At 53.5% G+C, this 18581-nt stretch carries 16 protein-coding genes, 1 pseudogene and 1 riboswitch; of the genes and pseudogenes, 2 read left to right on the top strand and 15 right to left on the bottom strand.

The window, feature by feature from the left end:
* Window positions 1-5: 5 nt before the first annotated feature.
* The 12 genes from AC0YNV_RS01920 to AC0YNV_RS01865 form a co-directional block, all read right to left on the bottom strand.
* Complete coding sequence (locus AC0YNV_RS01920; protein WP_475765374.1) at window positions 6-1511, bottom strand: acyl-CoA reductase; 1506 nt, start codon at window positions 1509-1511, stop codon at window positions 6-8.
* Window positions 1504-2643 carry a LuxE/PaaK family acyltransferase gene (locus tag AC0YNV_RS01915; protein WP_475765372.1) on the bottom strand — a complete coding sequence of 380 codons (1140 nt, stop codon included), beginning with the start codon at window positions 2641-2643 and terminating at the stop codon, window positions 1504-1506. The genes AC0YNV_RS01920 and AC0YNV_RS01915 overlap by 8 nt, the downstream gene beginning before the upstream one ends.
* Complete coding sequence (locus tag AC0YNV_RS01910) at window positions 2640-3995, bottom strand: uracil-xanthine permease family protein (protein ID WP_475765371.1); 1356 nt, start codon at window positions 3993-3995, stop codon at window positions 2640-2642. Before AC0YNV_RS01910 ends, AC0YNV_RS01915 begins: the two co-directional genes overlap by 4 nt.
* Before the next feature lie 115 nt (window positions 3996-4110).
* Window positions 4111-5127, bottom strand: coding sequence for a thiazole biosynthesis adenylyltransferase ThiF (locus AC0YNV_RS01905; protein ID WP_475765369.1), 1017 nt, complete (start codon window positions 5125-5127; stop codon window positions 4111-4113).
* Window positions 5124-5891 (bottom strand): thiazole synthase, encoded by a 768-nt coding sequence (locus AC0YNV_RS01900; RefSeq protein WP_475765368.1) that lies wholly within the window; start codon window positions 5889-5891, stop codon window positions 5124-5126. Before AC0YNV_RS01900 ends, AC0YNV_RS01905 begins: the two co-directional genes overlap by 4 nt.
* A 1-nt stretch (window position 5892) precedes the next feature.
* Window positions 5893-6096, bottom strand: a complete 204-nt coding sequence (gene thiS / locus AC0YNV_RS01895; protein ID WP_210039620.1) for a sulfur carrier protein ThiS — start codon at window positions 6094-6096, stop codon at window positions 5893-5895.
* On the bottom strand, window positions 6080-7234 hold the full coding sequence (gene thiO, locus AC0YNV_RS01890) for a glycine oxidase ThiO (RefSeq protein WP_475765366.1): 1155 nt from the start codon (window positions 7232-7234) through the stop codon (window positions 6080-6082). Before thiO ends, thiS begins: the two co-directional genes overlap by 17 nt.
* A complete protein-coding gene (locus tag AC0YNV_RS01885) occupies window positions 7218-7853 on the bottom strand; it encodes a thiamine phosphate synthase (RefSeq protein ID WP_475765365.1) in 636 nt (211 codons plus the stop codon). Before AC0YNV_RS01885 ends, thiO begins: the two co-directional genes overlap by 17 nt.
* A 117-nt stretch (window positions 7854-7970) precedes the next feature.
* Window positions 7971-8072, bottom strand: a riboswitch (TPP riboswitch).
* Between the two features lie 146 nt (window positions 8073-8218).
* The gene (locus tag AC0YNV_RS01880; RefSeq protein ID WP_475765362.1) at window positions 8219-9505 is read right to left on the bottom strand and encodes a hypothetical protein; all 1287 of its coding nucleotides are present in this window, start codon (window positions 9503-9505) and stop codon (window positions 8219-8221) included.
* Between the two features lie 34 nt (window positions 9506-9539).
* Entirely contained in the window at window positions 9540-10376 is an 837-nt protein-coding gene (locus AC0YNV_RS01875) for a carbohydrate ABC transporter permease (protein WP_475765360.1), read from the bottom strand.
* Entirely contained in the window at window positions 10373-11317 is a 945-nt protein-coding gene (locus AC0YNV_RS01870; protein ID WP_379113023.1) for a carbohydrate ABC transporter permease, read from the bottom strand. Before AC0YNV_RS01870 ends, AC0YNV_RS01875 begins: the two co-directional genes overlap by 4 nt.
* A 45-nt stretch (window positions 11318-11362) precedes the next feature.
* Complete coding sequence (locus AC0YNV_RS01865) at window positions 11363-12685, bottom strand: ABC transporter substrate-binding protein (protein WP_475765358.1); 1323 nt, start codon at window positions 12683-12685, stop codon at window positions 11363-11365.
* Window positions 12686-12950: 265 nt separating this feature from the next.
* Here AC0YNV_RS01865 and AC0YNV_RS01860 point away from each other — a divergent pair, with 265 nt between their 5' ends.
* Both AC0YNV_RS01860 and AC0YNV_RS01855 read left to right on the top strand, forming a co-directional pair.
* Complete coding sequence (locus AC0YNV_RS01860; protein WP_475765357.1) at window positions 12951-13679, top strand: response regulator transcription factor; 729 nt, start codon at window positions 12951-12953, stop codon at window positions 13677-13679.
* 15 nt (window positions 13680-13694) lie between these two features.
* Window positions 13695-15497: a histidine kinase gene (locus tag AC0YNV_RS01855; RefSeq protein ID WP_475765355.1), complete on the top strand. Its 1803-nt coding sequence runs from the start codon at window positions 13695-13697 to the stop codon at window positions 15495-15497.
* A 120-nt stretch (window positions 15498-15617) separates the two neighbouring features.
* On the opposite strand, the gene AC0YNV_RS01850 is transcribed toward AC0YNV_RS01855, so the two are convergent.
* The 3 genes and pseudogenes from AC0YNV_RS01850 to AC0YNV_RS01840 form a co-directional block, all read right to left on the bottom strand.
* Complete coding sequence (locus AC0YNV_RS01850; protein WP_210045732.1) at window positions 15618-16823, bottom strand: multidrug effflux MFS transporter; 1206 nt, start codon at window positions 16821-16823, stop codon at window positions 15618-15620.
* A 243-nt stretch (window positions 16824-17066) separates the two neighbouring features.
* A complete protein-coding gene (locus tag AC0YNV_RS01845) occupies window positions 17067-17816 on the bottom strand; it encodes a C40 family peptidase (RefSeq protein WP_475765353.1) in 750 nt (249 codons plus the stop codon).
* Between the two features lie 187 nt (window positions 17817-18003).
* Window positions 18004-18459 (bottom strand): annotated as a pseudogene (locus AC0YNV_RS01840) (sensor histidine kinase); the annotation flags it as partial.
* Window positions 18460-18581 lie beyond the last annotated feature (122 nt).

The following is an 18581-nucleotide window of genomic DNA, read 5'->3' as shown; positions in this document are numbered from 1 at the left end:
GCTGCTTATTCCATATCGGGATCATACAGCTCCGCTCCCTGCTCTGCGCTCCACTCCATATCTGTCCATCGCAGCAGTTCCAGCAGATTGTACCGGCCGTCATGATGCCAGCCGGCAGGCGTGCGCGTCATTTGGCCCAAGGCGCAAATCCGGTTGATCCCTGCTGCACCAAGGCGCTCCGCAAGACGCTGAAGCCGGGCCGGCCCCACTGCTATCCCCACAGTTTGGGAGTATCGACGGTGAAGCGGCATGGCCGGTATCGTTTCTTCGAGGGACAGACAGTCAATAACATGAACCGTCCGGTTCAAGGGAGAAGCCTGCAGCTCTCCGTAGGGATGATAGATCACCGTCCATTCCGTGCCTCGCTTGCTGCCGTAAACGGCGGTTCCCGCTCCATTCAAGGCTGCCAGCTCGTACTGGTTCCGAAGCGCATGGATAGCCTGCGCTTCTTCCCTGGTGACAGCCGCCCGCGGCTTCCTGAGCTGAAAGCGCTGAAGCTCGGCTGCGAGCAGCTGGGCAAACTGCTGTGGCGGCACCGAACCGCCCGACTCCACAAACACCGAGTGGGGAGACAGGCAGCTTTGCTGATCATAGGTGCTTACGTCCTGAGCGAGCCGGCGCACCGTATCCTGATAACGGTCGGGGGTCAACGCCTCCCTTCCCACCATGGCAAAGCTGATTTTATGTCCGTAGCTGACCAGCCTTTTATACTCCGGCAGCCTGCTGCGGATTTGCCGGACCGCTTCATCCGAGCCATAGGCGACCACGACCTCCGCGGCCTCCATTGCCGGAGCCTCCAGGTCAAGGCTGCCGCCCTTCCAGGGAAGAACAGCAATGGAATCGGCCAGCTTCGGGTCGATTTGCCGCAGCGACTCGGTGAACAGAACAGCCATGACAGGTTCGGACGAGGCGGTCTTGGAGAGGGTGGCAGATTTGACCAACAGCCCCATGACCAGACTCCAGACCGGCAGACCCGGAACATTGCCCGAGCCTACCTGATAGATGAGCTCCGGTCCATAGGCTCTGCTCATCCCGCCGGTTCTGCGGGGCCGGAATTCATCCAGCACGGCGCTCGAGTCCAATTCCTCCTCCAGGAAACGGAGCAGCTCTTTCCTGCGGAACAAGCGCATGAATCGTTTGAGCTCCAGCCTGATCATATCCCGGTCATAGCCGGTCATAGCCGGAAGCCAGCTCTCCGCCTTCCTCCGCAGCTCATAATCCGGATTCGTCCACAGCTGCACGGCGGCATCGATAACATCCACAATCTCGCCGGTTCGCAGACCAGCCAGGTAAGCGACGCGATTCATTCTCACCTTCGCGGCAATTTCTTCTATTTTGGACCGGCTCAGAATTGGAAATGACAGAATGACGGTTCCCTCGGATGTCTCAAGCCGCCGCTCCGTGAAGCCGTCAAAGATAATTCCGCGGGGCACGGCATAAGCCGGATAGACAGGGGGCTCTGCTGCTGATTCCCGACTCGCCCACCCCGCGGCCCTTTCTTCCCTATCCATTCCACGCCGCCTGCTTCAATTGATCGACAGCGATCGAGCAGCCGCGCGCCTCCGAGCCCTGAAGGCGGCCCTCCAGCATCAATCCCCTGTCAGTCATATAACCAGTATCCTCGGTCAGTATAGCCAGACTCGAATTCCAGTTTGCCAGATCGAAATGGGCAAGAACACCGGATTCACCCTGGCTGACCGGTTCCAGCGTATCGGGATCAAGCACCAGCGTTCTCATCCATGCCGGTCCCGATTTCACATACATGGACTGCGCATCCGAAACACTCGAGCTCACCGTCCGGTCATAGAGCTGGGAACTCAGCTCCGTCATCCCGTACATATTCACGAACCGGCTGCGGTCCAGACAGAACGCAGCTGTAAAAGCCTGATGCAGCTCCTCCACCGTCACTTCCCGCGCCTGCCCTTTCAAGCCGCCGGTATCGAACACGATACTGCCTGCGGGCAATGTGAACTGAAGCGAGCGAGCCTGGCAATAATCAAGAAAATGAACATAGGAAAAGGTGGTTCCCAGGATCAGAACCGGCTCCACGCGGCCCTGAACAGCCTGCATTGCCGAAGCCAGCCCCTCCATATCCAGCCCCGATCCGGCATGATAGAAGTTACGGCTGTCCTCACTCCCATACAGCTCTACAGCCCGGCTGACATAACGGGACAACGAGGAATTCGGATTCAGATCGCTGCCCGGCGAGATAACCCAAATCGTCATTCTCCGGGTATCCGGCAGCACGAAGTCGGCAAACGACAAAGCCATCGACTTGTCCCACACCTGAAGGGTCGGGTGGTAATTGCGCCCCTTCTTGTCCGCATTCGTCGTTCCGCTGGTCATGAATACCGCTTCCGCCTTTTCCGGCGGCTCGCAGGACAATGTCAATTCCTTGAAGCCCTGAATCGGCAGCGGCGGAATTTCTCTCCATTCCCGGACGTTGAGCGGTGATTTCCGGCGCGCCTGGCAGTACTTCCGGTAAGGGATATTATATTGAAACTGGTACTGAAAAAGCTGCAGCGCCAGCTTATTATAGGCTTCCTCCAGTGCAGGTTCGCCGCTCTCGGCAGCCGATCGGTCGCCGAACCGCTCCATAAAAGCCAGAATTTCCTGTACGATGCCTGCGGATTCATTTCTCATGAGCTCAGCTCCCTTGGCTTGGGCCTGAATATCCGGAACCAGCCGGGTATGTTGACAAGCAGCAGCTGCAGAACAATGGCGGACAATGCGCCAACCATGATCGTGTTGGACAGGAACTTGCCGGCAAAGCCTGCGGCGCCCTCAAAAATAGGAGGCAGTGAAATTGCCAGCAGGATGGAGAGGCCGGCAATCGTGAAATTCGCTTCCGTCTTGGCCATGCGGCCCAGGATGCCGACACCGGAATAGATCAGCGAAGCGGCGGCCGGCAGGAATAAGCCTCCCACGACGGCGCCAGGCGTCACGACCAGAATCGCCCCGGCTTTAGGCACAAAACCGAGAATCAGGAAGATCACGCCCGCAGCCGTAACCGCATGCCGTGAACCGATTCCCGTAAGGCGCAGCAGCCCGACATTTTGCGCATAAGCGGTTGTCGGGAACCCGCCAATCAGCGTGGATACCACCGAGCCTGCCGCTTCTCCGGAGAATCCGTACCGGATCCGCTTGGCGGTCAGCGGTACGCGCACCATATCCGAGGCGGCGTGATAGACGCCCATCGCTTCGATGACTGCAACCACATACGCGAAGAAGAAGGTTGCGAAGGTTGGCAGGTCCAGGGTGAGAGAGCCGTAAGGGAGAAAATGCGGCAGTCCGAACCAGCTTTTTTCCGCAACAGAGGAGAAGTCGATCTGGCCCCATCCGAACGCGATCAGATCGCCAACCAGCAGCGCGATCAGGAAAGCGAAGGAACGCAGGACCCCTTTTGCAAATACAGACAGCAAAATAACGACAAGCGCCGTTGCAATCGACATGGTCAGCACCGGAGTGGTCGCGAAGGTGTCCGTGCCAGGCGACCCGCCCAGAAATTCGGAGAGCGTAAAGCCTGAGAGCGCAATCCCGACAACCAGAATCACGGAGCCGGAAACCACCGGAGAGAAGATCGATTTCAACCGGCCCAGCACGCCTGTAACGGCCAATGCAAAGACGATAAGTCCGCTCAAAATAATGCCGCCGCCCGCCGCCGCCAGTCCGTTATCCTTGCCTGCGGAAATCATCAGGGAATCGAAGGCGGCCGATGGCCCCTGTACAACCGGAAGCTTCACCAGGCGTGTCGCCTGGACCAGCGTGACCAGCCCTGCCGCGATGAATATCGCGTTGACCATATTGGCGGCAAGAGCCATCGGCAGACCAATCAATGCGGCCACAAATACGGGATCCAGCCACACATTGGATACAAATACATGCTGCAAGCCATAAAGAATATTTTTATGCGCCGGAAGCTTCTCTTCCACTCCGACACTCAGATAGACCGGCTCCTGATCGGGCAAGTCCTGCGCGCGTTCTCGTTCCTGCATGCTCATAATTCTCCCTTTCCTGCATTAACCTTGGAATGACACTTGAAGCTTGCTTCCCGAACCAGATGGGATTCGTCTGAAGGGCTGACGATAACTTGTTCATCGCCTTCTCAGGCTATCCAAGATAGCGGTGGTAAAGTCCTTTGGCTTCGGCCTCATCGCTGGTGCCGTGCACCAGCGCCCTTCCATCCTGGAAGATCACGAGCCGGTGAGGAGCAATATGCAGCGTGACCATATATCCGTTGAACTCCACGCGCCCCTGCTGCGCCAGCTTGGCCGCTTCCGCTTCCAGGTCGCGTTTCACGGGAGCGGGCGGACGAATCTGAACGGTATCTCTTCCGCATAACACCGCTGTTCTCGTATGGTTCGATGCCGACAGGAACGGGTAGGTCGGCCTGCTCCCGCAGGAGAGGCAGTGCTCCTTCTTCAGCTTCTCCACCGCGATGGAGGAATGCTGGTTGTTCCACAGATCGAAGGAAGTCAGCTTGCCGCGAAGCGCCTCGCGCCCGCCTGTGAGCAGCTTGAGCGCCTCCGCCGTCTGATAGGCGACTACCATTTGCACCGCAGGGCTGATAATGCCTGCCGTGTCGCAGGTCGCTCCTCCAAGCGGGACGGTTTCGAGCAGACAGTTCAAGCACGGCGTTTCGCCCGGAAGGATCGTGTAGGTGATGCCGTAGCTGCCCACACAAGCCCCGTAAATCCAGGGGATACGGTGCTTCTGGGAAATATCATTGATAAGCAGCCGCGTGTCGAAATTGTCCGTGGCATCGATAATGACATCCACTCCCCGGACCAGCTGCTCAATGTCGCGGGTCGTCACATCCATGATCAACGCCTCGATCTCAACCTCCGAATTAATCGACTGGAGCCGCTCCTTCGCGGCAATCGCTTTGGGCATCCGCCGCTTCGCGTCGTCTTCGCTGAATAATTGCTGACGCTGGAGATTGCTCCACTCCACATAATCGCGGTCCACAACCGTCAGCTTCCCGACACCCGCGCGCACGAGCGCTTCGGCGTTGCCCGTGCCCAGCGCTCCTGCTCCAATGAGCAGAACATGCTTGCTTCCAAGCTTCTCCTGCCCGGCCGTGCCAATGGGAGGAAACAGCTCCTGCCTGGAATAGCGCCCGTTCAATTGGAGCTCCAGCCTTCCATCGGGCTGCTGGCCGACGCATACCGTTTCTTCGGAATTCTTCCCGCCTCGAAGCCCAGCCTTCCCGCCTCAATGGAAAGCTTCATCGCCAAAGCCATCTTGACAGGGTCCTTGGCGCCGGAGACCGCCGTGTTCAACAGCACGCCATCAGCGCCCATCTCCATCGCAATCGCCGCATCCGACGGTGTACCAATTCCCGCATCCACGATGACAGGAACGGTCGCCTGTTCAATAATGAAGCTGAGATTCAGCGGATTGATAATCCCAAGCCCTGTGCCGATCGGCGATGCGCCCGGCATGATGGCATGCACACCCAAATCCTGCAGGCGTCTGGCCAGCAGAACATCATCTGACGTATAAGGCAGAACGGTGAACCCTTCGGCAAGCAGCATCTCGGACGCCTTCAGCGTCTCGATAGGATCGGGCAGCAGTGTCTTGAAGTCGCCAATCACCTCGACCTTGATCATATCGCAAAGCCCGGAAGCTTTGGCCAATCTGGCAATACGCACCGCTTCCTCCGCGGTCTTGGCCCCTGCCGTGTTCGGCAGCAGCGTGTAGCGGCTCACATCCAGCATCTCCAGAAAATTAGGCTGGCCCGCCTCAAAAATATTCATCCTTCTCACGGCGAACGTCAGAATCTGCGATTCCGAAGCCTCGACGGCCTGCTTCTGGATTTCAAAATCCGGGAACTTCCCTGTGCCGAGCAGCAGCCGGGAATGAAATTCATGCGCTCCAATCTTCAACATATCAGCCACCTCCTACAAAATGGACAATCTCAATACGGTCTCCGTCCGACAGACGGGTATCCTGGTGAGCGGACTTTTCCAGAATGCTCTGGTTCCACTCTACAATTACTACCTTCTCCTCCAAACCGAAATGACGGAGCAGGTCGTGCACGGATGCTAAAGTACCGGGCACTTCAACGTTCTCGCCATTAATGTGCAAATTCATCCTGGTTCAGCGCTCCTTTCATGTCCATCTGCCGGTCCAATCGAAAAGCGTCGAGATAATCGGCCTCTGCCGCTTTTCCCTCCGCCCAATCAGCGGCCAATTGCCCGGTAATGGGACTAAGCAGTATGCCATTGCGATAGTGGCCGGCCGCTACGTACAAGCCCCGCAGTTCCCTATGCTCACCCAGGAAAGGCAAACCGTCCGCAGTCTGCGGCCGCAGCCCAGACCAGGCCTTCTCCCATTCCGCATGCACAATATCCGGAACCAGCAGCTTGGCGGCTTCGAGGAGTTTGCCAATCCCCCCCAGGGTGACTTTACGGTCATAGGAATGCTCTCTCATTGTGGCTCCGACAATAAGCCGTCCGCCCTTCTTGGGAACAAGATAACAATCATGGCTGAAGATTGTCGCCTGCACCAGCGGTGCATGGGTAAGCACCGAGAAGCATTCTCCCTGAACAGGGAAAACAGGGCTTGAAAGTCCAGCCTGCTCCATAAGCGGTCCGCTCCAGGTGCCGGAGGCAATGACGACTCGGCTGCCGTACAAGGTTGTGTCCCGGGTCCGGACGCCGCATACAGAGCCCTGCTCCAGCACAAGCGATTGAACCTCCGCATATTCCCGGATGTCCGCTCCCAACGCCGCGGCCGCCTTGGCAAAAGCAAGGGAAAGCTCCGGGGCCAGCACATGCCCGTCCTCTTCAACAAGCATGGCGCCCAGAATATCCGGGGCAAGCGCCGGTTCGAGCTTGCGAACCTCATGACCGGTCAACCAGCTTGCCTGTTGCCCCGCTTTGCGCTGAAATACGATCGCATGCTGAAGCTCGTTCATCTGCGCGACGGTTGTGGCGATGCGAAGCAGCCCCTTGCGCTCCAGACCGATATCAATTCCGCTGAGCTCTCGAAGCTGGGCGGCAAGTGATGGGAAGAGCGAGCGGCTGCGGAGGGCCAGCTCGAATAATGGCCCCGCTTCGTTGATTTCCGCCTGTGCGGCAAGCATGCCGGCAGCGGCATTGGAGGCCTGCCCGGCAAGCCGGTCACGCTCCAGCAGCACAACCTTCATGCCTCTTGCCGCCATATGGTAAGCGATCGAGCTTCCGATCACCCCTCCGCCCACAATGATCGCATCAAACATTTTCGTCATCTGATTCGTCTCCTCGTCTGTTCAAAGCTTCGGCATACTGCAAGGCGGCTCCCATAGGATCCGCCGCCTGCATAATGCCCGACAGCACCGCTACACCCGCTGCTCCTGCTGCCCGGACCTGCTGCACGCGCTCCGGATTAATTCCGCCAATGGCGATTACGGGTATATCTGCGCTCCGGACCATATGCGCCAGAGCGCCGATCCCTCTCGGCTCCTGCCCCGGCTTGGAAGCCGTTGCGAATATATGACCATAAATCAGGAAATCCGCTCCCTGCTGCCCGGCCACGACAGACTCCTCTATTCCATGCACGGAGCAGCCCAGACGAAGTCCGGGAAAAGCCATTCTGGCTTCCCGAACGCCCAGACTGCGGTAAGATAGCTGAGCGCCCTGCAGCCGGGCGGCCCATGCTACATCGATCCGGTCATTAATCATTATTTTCCCGGCCGGAACGCCTTCGGCGAGCAGAGCTTGCACCCCTTGCCACAGCTCGGAAGCATTCCTCGCCGGTTCCCGCAGATGAAAGGAAGTCACGTACGGATGAATCTTCCCGGCAGTCCTCGCATAGGCTTCCAGATCCTGCCGGCCATCCGAAATTATATGTAATTCCAGTGCCGTCAAACGTTCACCGCCCTCCCAGACTACGGTATGGATAAAAACACAAAAAAGACCGCCTTCCAGATAAGAAGGCGGCCCTGTTCAACTAGGCAATAGCATACTTATTCATATGCCGATAGACCAATCGTGAGACCACTTCCCTACGCTGGTATTACCCAGATCAGGTGCAAAGGGTTTGAATTCATCTTCAATCTCAGCCATTCGGCTCCCCTAGTGATACATCCTATGCAATTGGCTTTATACTATCACGAATGCTAGAAAAAGCAAATAAAAATCTGTTGGAAGGCTGCAAATATGCGGATCCAACCTTATGCGGCCAGGAAGAAGCCGCATCTGAAAGGGCAAGCGTTGCGGACATTATTATCCTCTCAATACCCGCCGGCATACGGGCTTTTCGGCTCTGCTCCCTGATGGTCGAACTTCGCCATATAGGCCCCTCTCTTCTCGACTGTTTCTGCTGAGGAAGTCATCGCCTGCTTCAGATCCCCTTTATGCACATCATTCACGATCCATCGCTGTCCGAAACCGGCATGCACCACTTCGTCGGCCCAGTCGAAGTCCTGGAAGGTCGTCATGAGCGGATCCCGGGCAATGTCGCGGCAAAATTCCCATTCCTCGCGCTTGCCAGGCGGATATTTCATCGCCGCTTTCTCAATGGCAATCGTCAGATGCGTATAGGCCTCGTCCGGCTCGAACAGCTGCAGCGTCATGTCCAGCCAGCCCGTCCAGTTCGGCTTGTCGTAAATATCATAGCCCTTGACGCGCAGAGCCGCTTCGCCGAACCAGGAATGTCTGACCTCATCCCAGGCATGCCTGGCGGTATCGAGGTAGAACTCCCAGGGCTTGCCTTCGGATTGAAAGTGGACGCAGGCTACCGCTTCCGCCGGAGACATCTCGAAGAAGCGCGTAAACATCATCATTTCGAATCGGCCCGCCTCGGAGTCCTCGAACTGAAATTCCTTGAATTTGCTCACTGCGCTGCGGAACCGGTCGTCGCGCGTGCTGGAAGCAGGCAGCTCGAATGGCTGGGCGGCAACCGCAAGCTCGGGATCGGGCTCCTCCTTGGCGAGATCCCCGTTAATCCCTCCGGCTGCAGCCAGCAAATTACGAAGGTATCCGACCCAGCGGTCGGCATCGGCCACCGCTTTCTCAGTGGACTCGGCCGTGAAATGCCGCACGGCCTCATTCCCCCACTCCAGCTGCTCCTCCCGGTCCATCAATTGATGCTTCAATAAATGAATCGTCGGCTCATCGACAATGGGCTGGGCGCTTGCCATATATGCCCGCGCAGAGCGGATTTGATCCGGTTTCACCACCTCGAACAACGCTCTCATCAGCTGCAGCGTATCCGCGGATTTCAGCACCTCGTCCATCAGCAGCTCCAGATTCGGGTCCGGCGACTTGTCGAAGGCCGACGAGCTCATTCGGAGCTGCTTGCAGCGGCTGCGCAGCTGATCGCAATGCGAGGCATCCTGCCACATCAGGCGGGAGAGCGCCCCCTTCACCTCATATTCGGGACGCGCCACCATATGCCCGGCCTCAAGCTTCATCAATCGGCGGTCCACATAGCCGATTCGATGCAATTTGTGGGATGATTCCGCTACCGACATGCCTACTTTGCCATAATCCTTGATTCCCATAAATGGATGCAGCATATAAATATTCCTCCCCGCAAATAAAAGTACTCTATTAACCCTTCAATCCGGTAGTAGAAATTCCTTCTACAAAATGCTTTTGCGCCAGGAAAAAGATAATCATGCAGGGCAGCATCGTCAGTAATGACATCGCCATGATCTGATTCCATTGAATATCATAGGTGGCATCGATAGACATCCTCAGCGCCAGTTGAAGCGTAAATTTGCTGACGCTGTTCACATAGATCAGCGTGTTGAAAAATTCATTCCACAGCCAGATGAATTGAATAATACTGACGGAGAACAGCGCAGGCTTGCACAGCGGCATCAGGATCCGGGTCAGAATCGTAAAGGAATTGCAGCCGTCTATTTTCGCCGATTCATCCAGCTCGCTCGGCAGACCGCGAATAAATTGAACCATCATAAAGATGAAGAACGGATATCCACCGAGGAAAGCCGGAACGATAAATGGCAAATAGCTGTCCAGCCATCCGAAATTCCGGAACAGCAGGTAACGCGGAATGATCAGCACCGCATGGGGCAGCATCAATGTTGCTATCATGACTGCCAGCAGCACCTTCTTCAGCGGAAATTGAAACCTTGTGAATCCGTATGCGACAAGAACGCTTGAGACGACCGTACCGATGACAGTGGGAACGACCAGCAGAAAGGAATTGGCGTAGAACGTTCCGAACGTAAATTGACCGGAGCCCTTCCAGCCTTCCACAAAACCGTCCCAGATCACCCGCTTCGGAATTAATCCGATTGAAGTATAAATCTCTGCATTGGGCCGGAAGGAAGCCGCCGCCATCCAGAGCAGCGGGTAGATCATAATAAAGCCGAATACGATCAATACCAGGTAAGCGCCGATTTTGGACAGATTCTTCATCATTTGCCACCATCTTCGTAGTACACCCATTTGGATGAGGATTTAAAAATAACCAGTGTAAAAATCATTATAATGACGAACAGCACCCAGGATTGTGCCGACGCGTAGCCCATTTTAAAATACTTGAACCCGTTCTCATAAATAAGCAGCCCGTACAGGTAGGTGGAATTCAGCGGTCCGCCGCTTGTAATCACCATCGCCGCGGTAAACTCCTGGAAAGCGTTCACCATCTGCATGATGAGGTTAAAGAAAATAATTGGCGTAATGAGCGGAAACGTGATGCTGACGAACATCCGGGACCGGGATGCCCCGTCGATCCGCCCCGCTTCATATAGCTCACCGGGCACCTGCTTCAGCGCCGCGAGGAACAGGACCATGGACGATCCGAACTGCCACACTGTCAGCGCGCTGATCGTATACAGGGCAATATCCGGACTTCCCAGCCAATCGATCGGAGCGATGCTCAGTTTCCCCGTCATCTGATTGACCAGCCCTTCCCTGGAGAAAAGATATCTCCAGAGCAGAGCTACCGCAGCGCTGCCTCCCATAATGGACGGCAGATAATAAATGGTGCGGAAGAAATTGATCCCCTTCAGCTTTCTGTTCAGAAGAATGGCAATCAAGAGAGCGAAAGCAAGCTTCAAGGGGACCGCGATGACGGCATAGATAAAGGTAACCTTCAACGATTGCAGAAACAGCTTGTCGCGGGTAAACATCTCGATGTAATTTTGAAGACCGACGAAATTGGGACTCTTGAACATATTCAGATCCGTAAACGAATACAGCAGGGATGAGATAAACGGATATAATTCGAAAATAGCAAACCCGAGCAGCCATGGACCGATATAGAGAAAGCCCATATACTTCCATCTGCGGTTCCTGCTTTTTTTGGGTGACTTGAGCTTCGCATTCGCTGCAGCGGCATTGGATACTGATTCACTCACAAGCTCTGTTCCCTCCTTTGCCCGTTCATGGATGAGTCCAGTGAATTATTGATGACTTTTGATTTCCTCCAGCTTGGCAGTCAGTTCCTTGATAATCTCATCGGCCGCTTCTTCCGGTGTGCTCTTGTGATAACCAAGCTTCTGCATGACGTCGGTGGCAATTTTGATCAGCTCGGCATTGTTGGTAATTCCGTTCTCCGGCTCGCCGCTTGTTTTCAGTGCCAGCTCCGTCGCATCCACGATAACCGAATCAAGCTTGTCCGCGCCTTCCAGCGCATCCAGAGCGGCTGAGCTTGCCGGTACGCCTCGTACATCTCCGAGAATAACGGCCGCATCTTTATCATTGAGCAGCCAATTCATCAATTTGGCCGCTTCCTCTTGATGCTTGGAGCTCTTCGCAATGGAGAGCAGCTGTGATGGACGATTGACCACCGCCGTCGTCAGCGCGCCTTTCATTATAATTTCAGGCAGTGCCCCCACTTCGAAATCGACCCCATCCTGCAGTGAGGGAATGGTTGAAGGCCAGTTCTTCGTCATGCCGAACTCTCCCTTGAACCATTTCGGATGCTTGTCCAGATTGTCCTGATAAGGGGCGGATTCCGCAAAAGGCTGAACAACACCGGCGTCAAGATATTTCTCCAAATATCCCAGCGCCTCGACGGCTAGCGGTTTATCGAAGCCCAGCGTATAATCGTCCTGAATGAACTGCTTGCCTGTTTTCTGCCTGACATAGGATTTGAACATGGCCAGGAAGGTGTTCGGCCCGGCATTCAGCAGCACATCCGCACCGCCGCTCTCATCGTGGACTCTCTTGCCGATTTCGAGCAGATTGTCCCAATCGAATTGTGTGTCTTCCGGTATGTTGTATTTTTGAAAAAAGCTTTTGTTGTAGGAAATGATCATTCCGGTCGACCCCGTCGGAAGTCCCTGCAGCTGATTGTTCAGAACCGAATAATCCTGCAGAAATTTCTCGTCGAAGGTGGACAGGTCGATAATATCCTTGAATGTATTCAAATCTGCGAACATGTCATCCTGAGTGGAAAAATCGTAAATCCAGGGCTGATCCACCTGAATGAGGTCAGGGGCGGTCCCGCCGGCCAGCTGTGTTTTCAGCTTCTGCTCATAGCCCTCGTATCCGCTGTATTCAGCCTCGACTTTGACATTCGGATTCAGCTCCATATACTTGTCCAGTGCGGCCAGTGTCTGCTCATGCCGGGCATCGCTGCCCCACCACAGGAAGCGAAGCGTCACCTTCTCCTGCTCGCCTCCCCCATTACCGGTTGACGAACCGGAATTGCCGCACCCGGCAAGCGCAAACGAACCAAGCAGAAAGACGCCGAGCAGTAAAGCCATCCCTTTTTTCATCATATTGCTTACAACCCCTTTTCTTTTTTTTGATTGATCAGCAGCATATACGTTTTCTTAGTGACACTTTATCAATTCATGGCGCGATTTGGTATGCACCGGACTCGCGTTTATACCCCTTTGTTTTAGAAGCTTTGGGAATCGTTCCCCATAAAGGGGCGTTATTTTAAGAAAAGGGATGCCAGCTATAGATAATCCGCAAAGCATTCTCCCTCCCATGCTATAATCAGATTAAAACGCTTGCATAATACGATAGGGAGACCCGACCATGTATCAATTGCTTATCGTGGACGATGAATATGAAATCCGGCATGGCATCAGCAGCTATTTTCCATGGGACGAGCTGGGATTCCACGTCGCGGGTGAAGCGGAGAATGGACTGGAAGCGCTCAACTTTATCCGCGGCCATGCGGTGGATGTTATATTATGCGACATTAAGATGCCGGTCAAATCCGGACTTGAGCTGGCGAAGGATCTGAAAGCGATAGGCGATCCGACCCGGATCGTATTTTTGACCGGACACAAGGAATTCGAGCTCATCAAGGAGGCGCTGGTTTACGGTGCCAGAGATTATATCGTAAAGCCGACCAAATACCAGGAGCTGGCCCAGGTGTTCCAGAAATTAAAAATCGAGCTTGATCAGGAGCGGCAATCCGAACCTGTTCATGAGGATGACCAGGACAGCGATATCATGATCCGAAAAATGAAAGACTATGTGAAGGAGCATTTTCAGACCGTTCAATTAAAAGACATCTCCCGGATTGTCCATATGAATCTGTATTATATCAGCACCTATTTCAAAAAGAAGACCGGACAGTCCTTCAGCGATTATGTTCTTTCCGTGAAGATGGAGAAGGCTGCACAGTATTTGTCGGACCCGCAGTACAAGACGTATGAGGTGAGCGAGTTGGTGGGCTACGGCAATCCCAAGAACTTCTCCAAAGCGTTCAAGGCCTTCTACGGAAGAAATCCGAGACAATTTCGAAGCGGCCAGTAAGAGAGGAAACCTACGATGTGGAAGCAGAAATATATGTTCAAAAATCTTCTTTTCTTTCTGGTGCCTTTAATGGTGCCTATTCTTATTTTTGGCGCTTTTTCGATACTGATCACCCAGCATTTCATCAAAAATGACGTAAACCAGAAAAACTGGAATCTGCTGGCGCAAACGAGAGACTCTTTGGAGCTGATCCTCAATGAGATGGATACGCTGTCATTAAGCTATCAGGCCAATCACAACATCTCCGTGCGCCTTAAATCGATCCTGAACGCAGCCCGTCTGGAGTACGAACAGGTGCTGCAGCTGGAATTATTCATCAATTTCCTGAGCTCTCCGGCTAATGCGCGCCCTTATATCGATTCGATTTATGTCTATTACGACAATCCCGCCGGACGGGTACTCACCTCGACCGAGGGGCTTGCCACGATCGGCAATTTCTACGATACCGACTGGTTCCGCTCCTATCAGGCGGGAAATAGCGACGATACTTGGATCGAAGAACGCAATATCGACCGCTTCGGCCTCGGGAAGAACAGGATCGTCACCATTTACCGCAAGCTGTATACACCAGGCTCGAAGCAGGCGACCGGTATTCTGGTATTGAATATATCACCGGCCTATATCGACAGCCTGCTGCAGGATCTGGCTCCTTCCAAGGAGCAAACGCTGCTCATTGCCGATCAGCAGGACCGGATTCTATTTCAAAGCAACCGGACACCGGATTTATCTGCGACCGATCTGCAGCAGATAAGCGCTTCCCCAGCGGACCAGCTGCCGCTTCGGACAAGCACTCAAAGCTACGCGGTATCCCATATTCAGTCCGAGCAGCATGAGCTTCATTATATCCTGCTTATTCCGCAGGATGTCTTGTACCGCGTGCCTACGCTGCTGCGGCAGGTTACTTTCATTCTGCTGATCGGCTCATTTCTGATCGGGATTGCCATCACCTATATTTTGACCAAACGCAACTACAATAACTTAAAGAACATTGTGTCGATTATTTCAGCAGCCAAGCATGACCGGCCTCTTCCGATGCAGTTGAATAAGGTTTCGGATGAATACGGCTTTATTTTGCAAAATTTTATCAAAACGTTTATCGAGCAGGATTTTCTGAAAACACAGCTGTCCAATCGAAGCTACGAACTGAAATACATGGAGCTGCTGGCGCTGCAATCGCAGATCAATCCCCATTTTCTCTACAATACCCTGGAAATTATCAACTGGAAGACGCTTGGACTGTCCGGCGGACCTAATGACGCCAGCAAGATGATCGAGCATCTCAGCGATATTTTGAAATACGCCTTGAGCAGCCCGAAGCAAACGGTTATTGTAAACGAGGAAATCCGCTACACGGAAATTTATCTGGAAATCCAGAAAATTAGAAACAAAGACAAGCTTTCGGTTATTTGGGATGTGGATGACGATACCAGATATCTGCCGATCCTGAAGCTGATTTTGCAGCCTTTGATCGAGAACAGTATTTATCACGGAATTAAGGAGAAGACGGGAAGATGCGCAATCAAGATTAAAATCCATCATAAATCACCCAACATATGGATTCGGGTAATCGATAATGGCAGGGGGATGACCAAGCGGCGCCTTAAAGAAGTACGGGATAGGCTTGAAGGTACAGAAGTGCTGTCCGTGCACAGCGGGGACGCTTCCTCCCGGAGCGGCTCCGGTCATATCGGATTGTCTAACAGCAGCAAACGGTTGATTCTATCATATGGAAGAGAGCATGGCCTGCGCATCCTCAGCAAGGACGGATGGGGAACAAGCGTGGAAATCTCCATCCCGATCGAAGCCCGGCAGTCTTAATGAGGCCGCAAAGGTAAAACCTGCAAGTCACCAACTCGCCACAGACAGTCGGCAGTCCTGACAAAAAAGCCTGCACCGCAAAGGGTGCAGGCTTTTTTGCATGCTGGCTGAAGCTGATACTCAAGCAAGCCTTGTCTTCGGCACTCTAACGAGCCCAAAGTAAGCAAGCAGGGCCAGGAAGCTAGTAGACAGCAGAATAACGCCCATAGGAACAGCCGTGTACTCGCCGGCAACCCCGACAAGCGGGGAAACGATGGCGCCAATTACGAACGGGAACAATCCAAGCAGGGCCGATGCGCTCCCCGCGATATGACTCTGCGTCTCCATCGCCAGCGAGAAGGAAGCCGTCGATGTGATGCCGATTGACGCGACAAATATGAACAGCAGCGCAACCAGCGCAAACAACGGGCCCTTCAAAAGAATGACGAGCAGAACCCCGATACTGGTCGTCCCTGCGAGCAGCAGCCCGATCGTCAGGAAGCGGCTCTCCGATACCCGGTGGGCCAAACGGCCAACCACCTGGGAGCCTAGAATCAGGCTGATCCCATTAGTTCCGAATAACAGGGCAAACAGCTGTGGAGACGCTCCGTAAATGTTCTGATAAATAAACGGCGTGCCGGATACGTAGGCGAAAATTCCGCCGATCATAATGCCCTGCGCAAGCGCATATCCCATGAACTGCCTGTCCCTCAGCAGGACCTGGAAATTTTTGAACAGCTCGCCAAGTCCGCCGGGTACACGTTTGTCCACCGGCAGGCTTTCCTCCAGCTTCCAGGCAGCCGTGACAACCAGAAGAATCCCCACGATGCCAAGTGTAATAAACACACCGTTCCACGATGTAAAGGAGATGACGCCGCTGCCTGCTACCGGAGCAATCAGCGGGAACACATTGTTCACCAGCATCAGTATGGAGAAAAACTGGGTCAATTCACGGCCGCTGTAATGATCCCGGACAACGGCACGGGAAATGACAATGCCGGCCGAGGCTGCAAAGCCCTGTATAAACCGGGCCGCAATGAAGAAAATAATATTCGGGGCGACCGCACAAACAAACGAAGCAATTAAATAGAAAACAAGTGAAATCAATAAAGGCTTGCGTCTTCCATGAACATCGCTCAGAGGGCCCATAATCAGCTGTCCCAAACCTAATCCGACCAGACATGCGGTCAGACTCAACTGAACCAACGATGCTTTTGTTCCAAAATCAGCTGCAATCTCAGGGAATGAGGGCAAATACATATCGATCGTAAGCGGACCAAGCGCTGAAAATGCGCCTAAAATCAAGGCAAACCGTATTGAATTTTGTTTCTTTTTTACTGTTGTCATTGCTGCTGCTTCTCCTAACTGCTACTGGAAGTTGGTAAAAAGGTTAGTATCTTCCTTTCTTATATTGGCTATCATTTATTGTAAAAAACGGCTGAATTCTATAATAACACATCCTTCTGCTTCGTAGAGTAATGAAATAATATTAAATTTTCAAAACTTCCGCCGTACTGAACCTGCTGCCGGTATAACACGGCAAAAAAGCCGCCATGAAGGCAGCTCTGTTCGAAAAAATATAAAGTTGGATTAGTCCTCGTGGCGGTCTCCGTGCCGGTTGCCGGATTTCCATCCTTCGTTATGTTCCCAATGAGATGACTGATTGCCCGTTTGCTGATCCGTCGGAGCCTTAACCGCTGGCTGTGAGCTATCTTCTGCGGGCTGTGAGCTATCTTCTGCGGGCTGAGTTGTCTGATCATCCGATTGCTGATCTGCCGGAGCATTCACAGCGGGCTGCGAACCATCATCAACAGGCTGTGATGCCTGATCTTCCGAAATGACACGACGTGCCGTAACAAAATCATGATCCCACGTGCTTCCCGCAAAATCGGAAATTGTAACGCCTATGCCGACCCGGTAAGTGTGGAGCAATTGTCCGTCACCCATATAAATCGAGACATGATTAATCGTTCCGTCTCCGTTCGTATCGGAGAATACCAAATCGCCGGCCTGCAGATCGCTTTTGGCTACTTTGGTTCCAGCCTTCGCCTGCTCGCGCGAGGAACGGGGAAGATCAATCCCATTTTGCTTGAATACATATTGGACAAAAGAGGAACAATCAAATGAGCTGGTTATTCCCGATTTTGCCCCAAACTTATAAGGAACGCCCAGAAACTGCTTTCCTGTTGCAATCACGTTGTCCGCAGTTGAGGCGCTGGAGGAAACAGCCGCTTGAGCTGACTGGGGTGTGATTAGTATGCTGCCGGAAAAGGCAACCGTGAGACTGAAGCCGATTCCTGCGATCATTTTGACCATGTGGTTTTTTTTCATGTTGTCCATGTCTCCCTCCCAATAGGAAAGTTGGATTTGGCGATCACCTGATACCACCATAACACAACTTTAAACGCCCACCATTTCCCATTGGTTAAGAAAACCCTTTCACCACCTGCATTTCCCTGCGATTATGAGAGATTGATGAGAATTTGCTGAGCAGATTAGCCTTGACAAAATAGACAGCATAAGTCTGTCAGTCCCTGAAACCTTCCTCTGCAGAGCTGCCGTTATCGAACTGCGTTTGTTCACGCTTCAATAGAAGTGTCACCGTTGTGCCGAGACCCTGTTCTGTTGCGAGCTGAACCTGGCCCCCTGCGATACGTGCCCGCTCTTCCATGCTGAACAATCCCACGCCCTTGGTGTGAGATTTCGCATCGAAGCCATGACCTTTATCCCTGATTTGCACGGTGATTCCCGCATCGGTCTCAAGCATTGACACTTCGGCTTCAGCCGCGTCGGCATGCTTGGCGATATTGGTCAGCGCTTCCTGAACGATGCGGTAGATCGCTGTTTCTGCCTGTATATCAAGCCTTTTGCGGAGATTGCAGGTAAACTTTACATCGATACCGTAATGCGAGGAATAATTCTCGATATAGGTTCGAATCGCCGGCACCACGCCGAGATCATCCAGCACCGAAGGACGAAGCTCGCTTTATCATGATACCCTGAATTAATGATCCGATGATCACGTCCGATCAGCTCTTCCCGCTTCCCGCTCATATTGCGAGATTTCACAAAATTTCTTGTTCACATAGGAGAGCCAAACAAAGC

Source organism: Paenibacillus sp. JT31N11 (assembly GCF_056269285.1).
The sequence above is the reverse complement of the archived record's forward strand: the minus strand, read 5'-3'. Positions and strand labels throughout refer to the sequence as shown.

Excerpts from the sequence above, each read along its gene's own strand:
- thiS (WP_210039620.1), bottom strand. The coding sequence starts at position 6,096 with ATGAATTTGCACATTAATGGCGAGAACGTTGAAGTGCCCGGTACTTTA.
- AC0YNV_RS01900 (WP_475765368.1), bottom strand. The coding sequence starts at position 5,891 with ATGTTGAAGATTGGAGCGCATGAATTTCATTCCCGGCTGCTGCTCGGC.
- AC0YNV_RS01845 (WP_475765353.1), bottom strand. The coding sequence starts at position 17,816 with ATGGACAACATGAAAAAAAACCACATGGTCAAAATGATCGCAGGAATC.
- AC0YNV_RS01915 (WP_475765372.1), bottom strand. The coding sequence starts at position 2,643 with ATGAGAAATGAATCCGCAGGCATCGTACAGGAAATTCTGGCTTTTATG.
- AC0YNV_RS01860 (WP_475765357.1), top strand. The coding sequence starts at position 12,951 with ATGTATCAATTGCTTATCGTGGACGATGAATATGAAATCCGGCATGGC.
- AC0YNV_RS01865 (WP_475765358.1), bottom strand. The coding sequence starts at position 12,685 with ATGATGAAAAAAGGGATGGCTTTACTGCTCGGCGTCTTTCTGCTTGGT.
- AC0YNV_RS01850 (WP_210045732.1), bottom strand. The coding sequence starts at position 16,823 with ATGACAACAGTAAAAAAGAAACAAAATTCAATACGGTTTGCCTTGATT.
- AC0YNV_RS01875 (WP_475765360.1), bottom strand. The coding sequence starts at position 10,376 with ATGATGAAGAATCTGTCCAAAATCGGCGCTTACCTGGTATTGATCGTA.
- thiO (WP_475765366.1), bottom strand. The coding sequence starts at position 7,234 with ATGACGAAAATGTTTGATGCGATCATTGTGGGCGGAGGGGTGATCGGA.
- AC0YNV_RS01910 (WP_475765371.1), bottom strand. The coding sequence starts at position 3,995 with ATGCAGGAACGAGAACGCGCGCAGGACTTGCCCGATCAGGAGCCGGTC.
- AC0YNV_RS01920 (WP_475765374.1), bottom strand. The coding sequence starts at position 1,511 with ATGGATAGGGAAGAAAGGGCCGCGGGGTGGGCGAGTCGGGAATCAGCA.
- AC0YNV_RS01880 (WP_475765362.1), bottom strand. The coding sequence starts at position 9,505 with ATGCTGCATCCATTTATGGGAATCAAGGATTATGGCAAAGTAGGCATG.
- AC0YNV_RS01855 (WP_475765355.1), top strand. The coding sequence starts at position 13,695 with ATGTGGAAGCAGAAATATATGTTCAAAAATCTTCTTTTCTTTCTGGTG.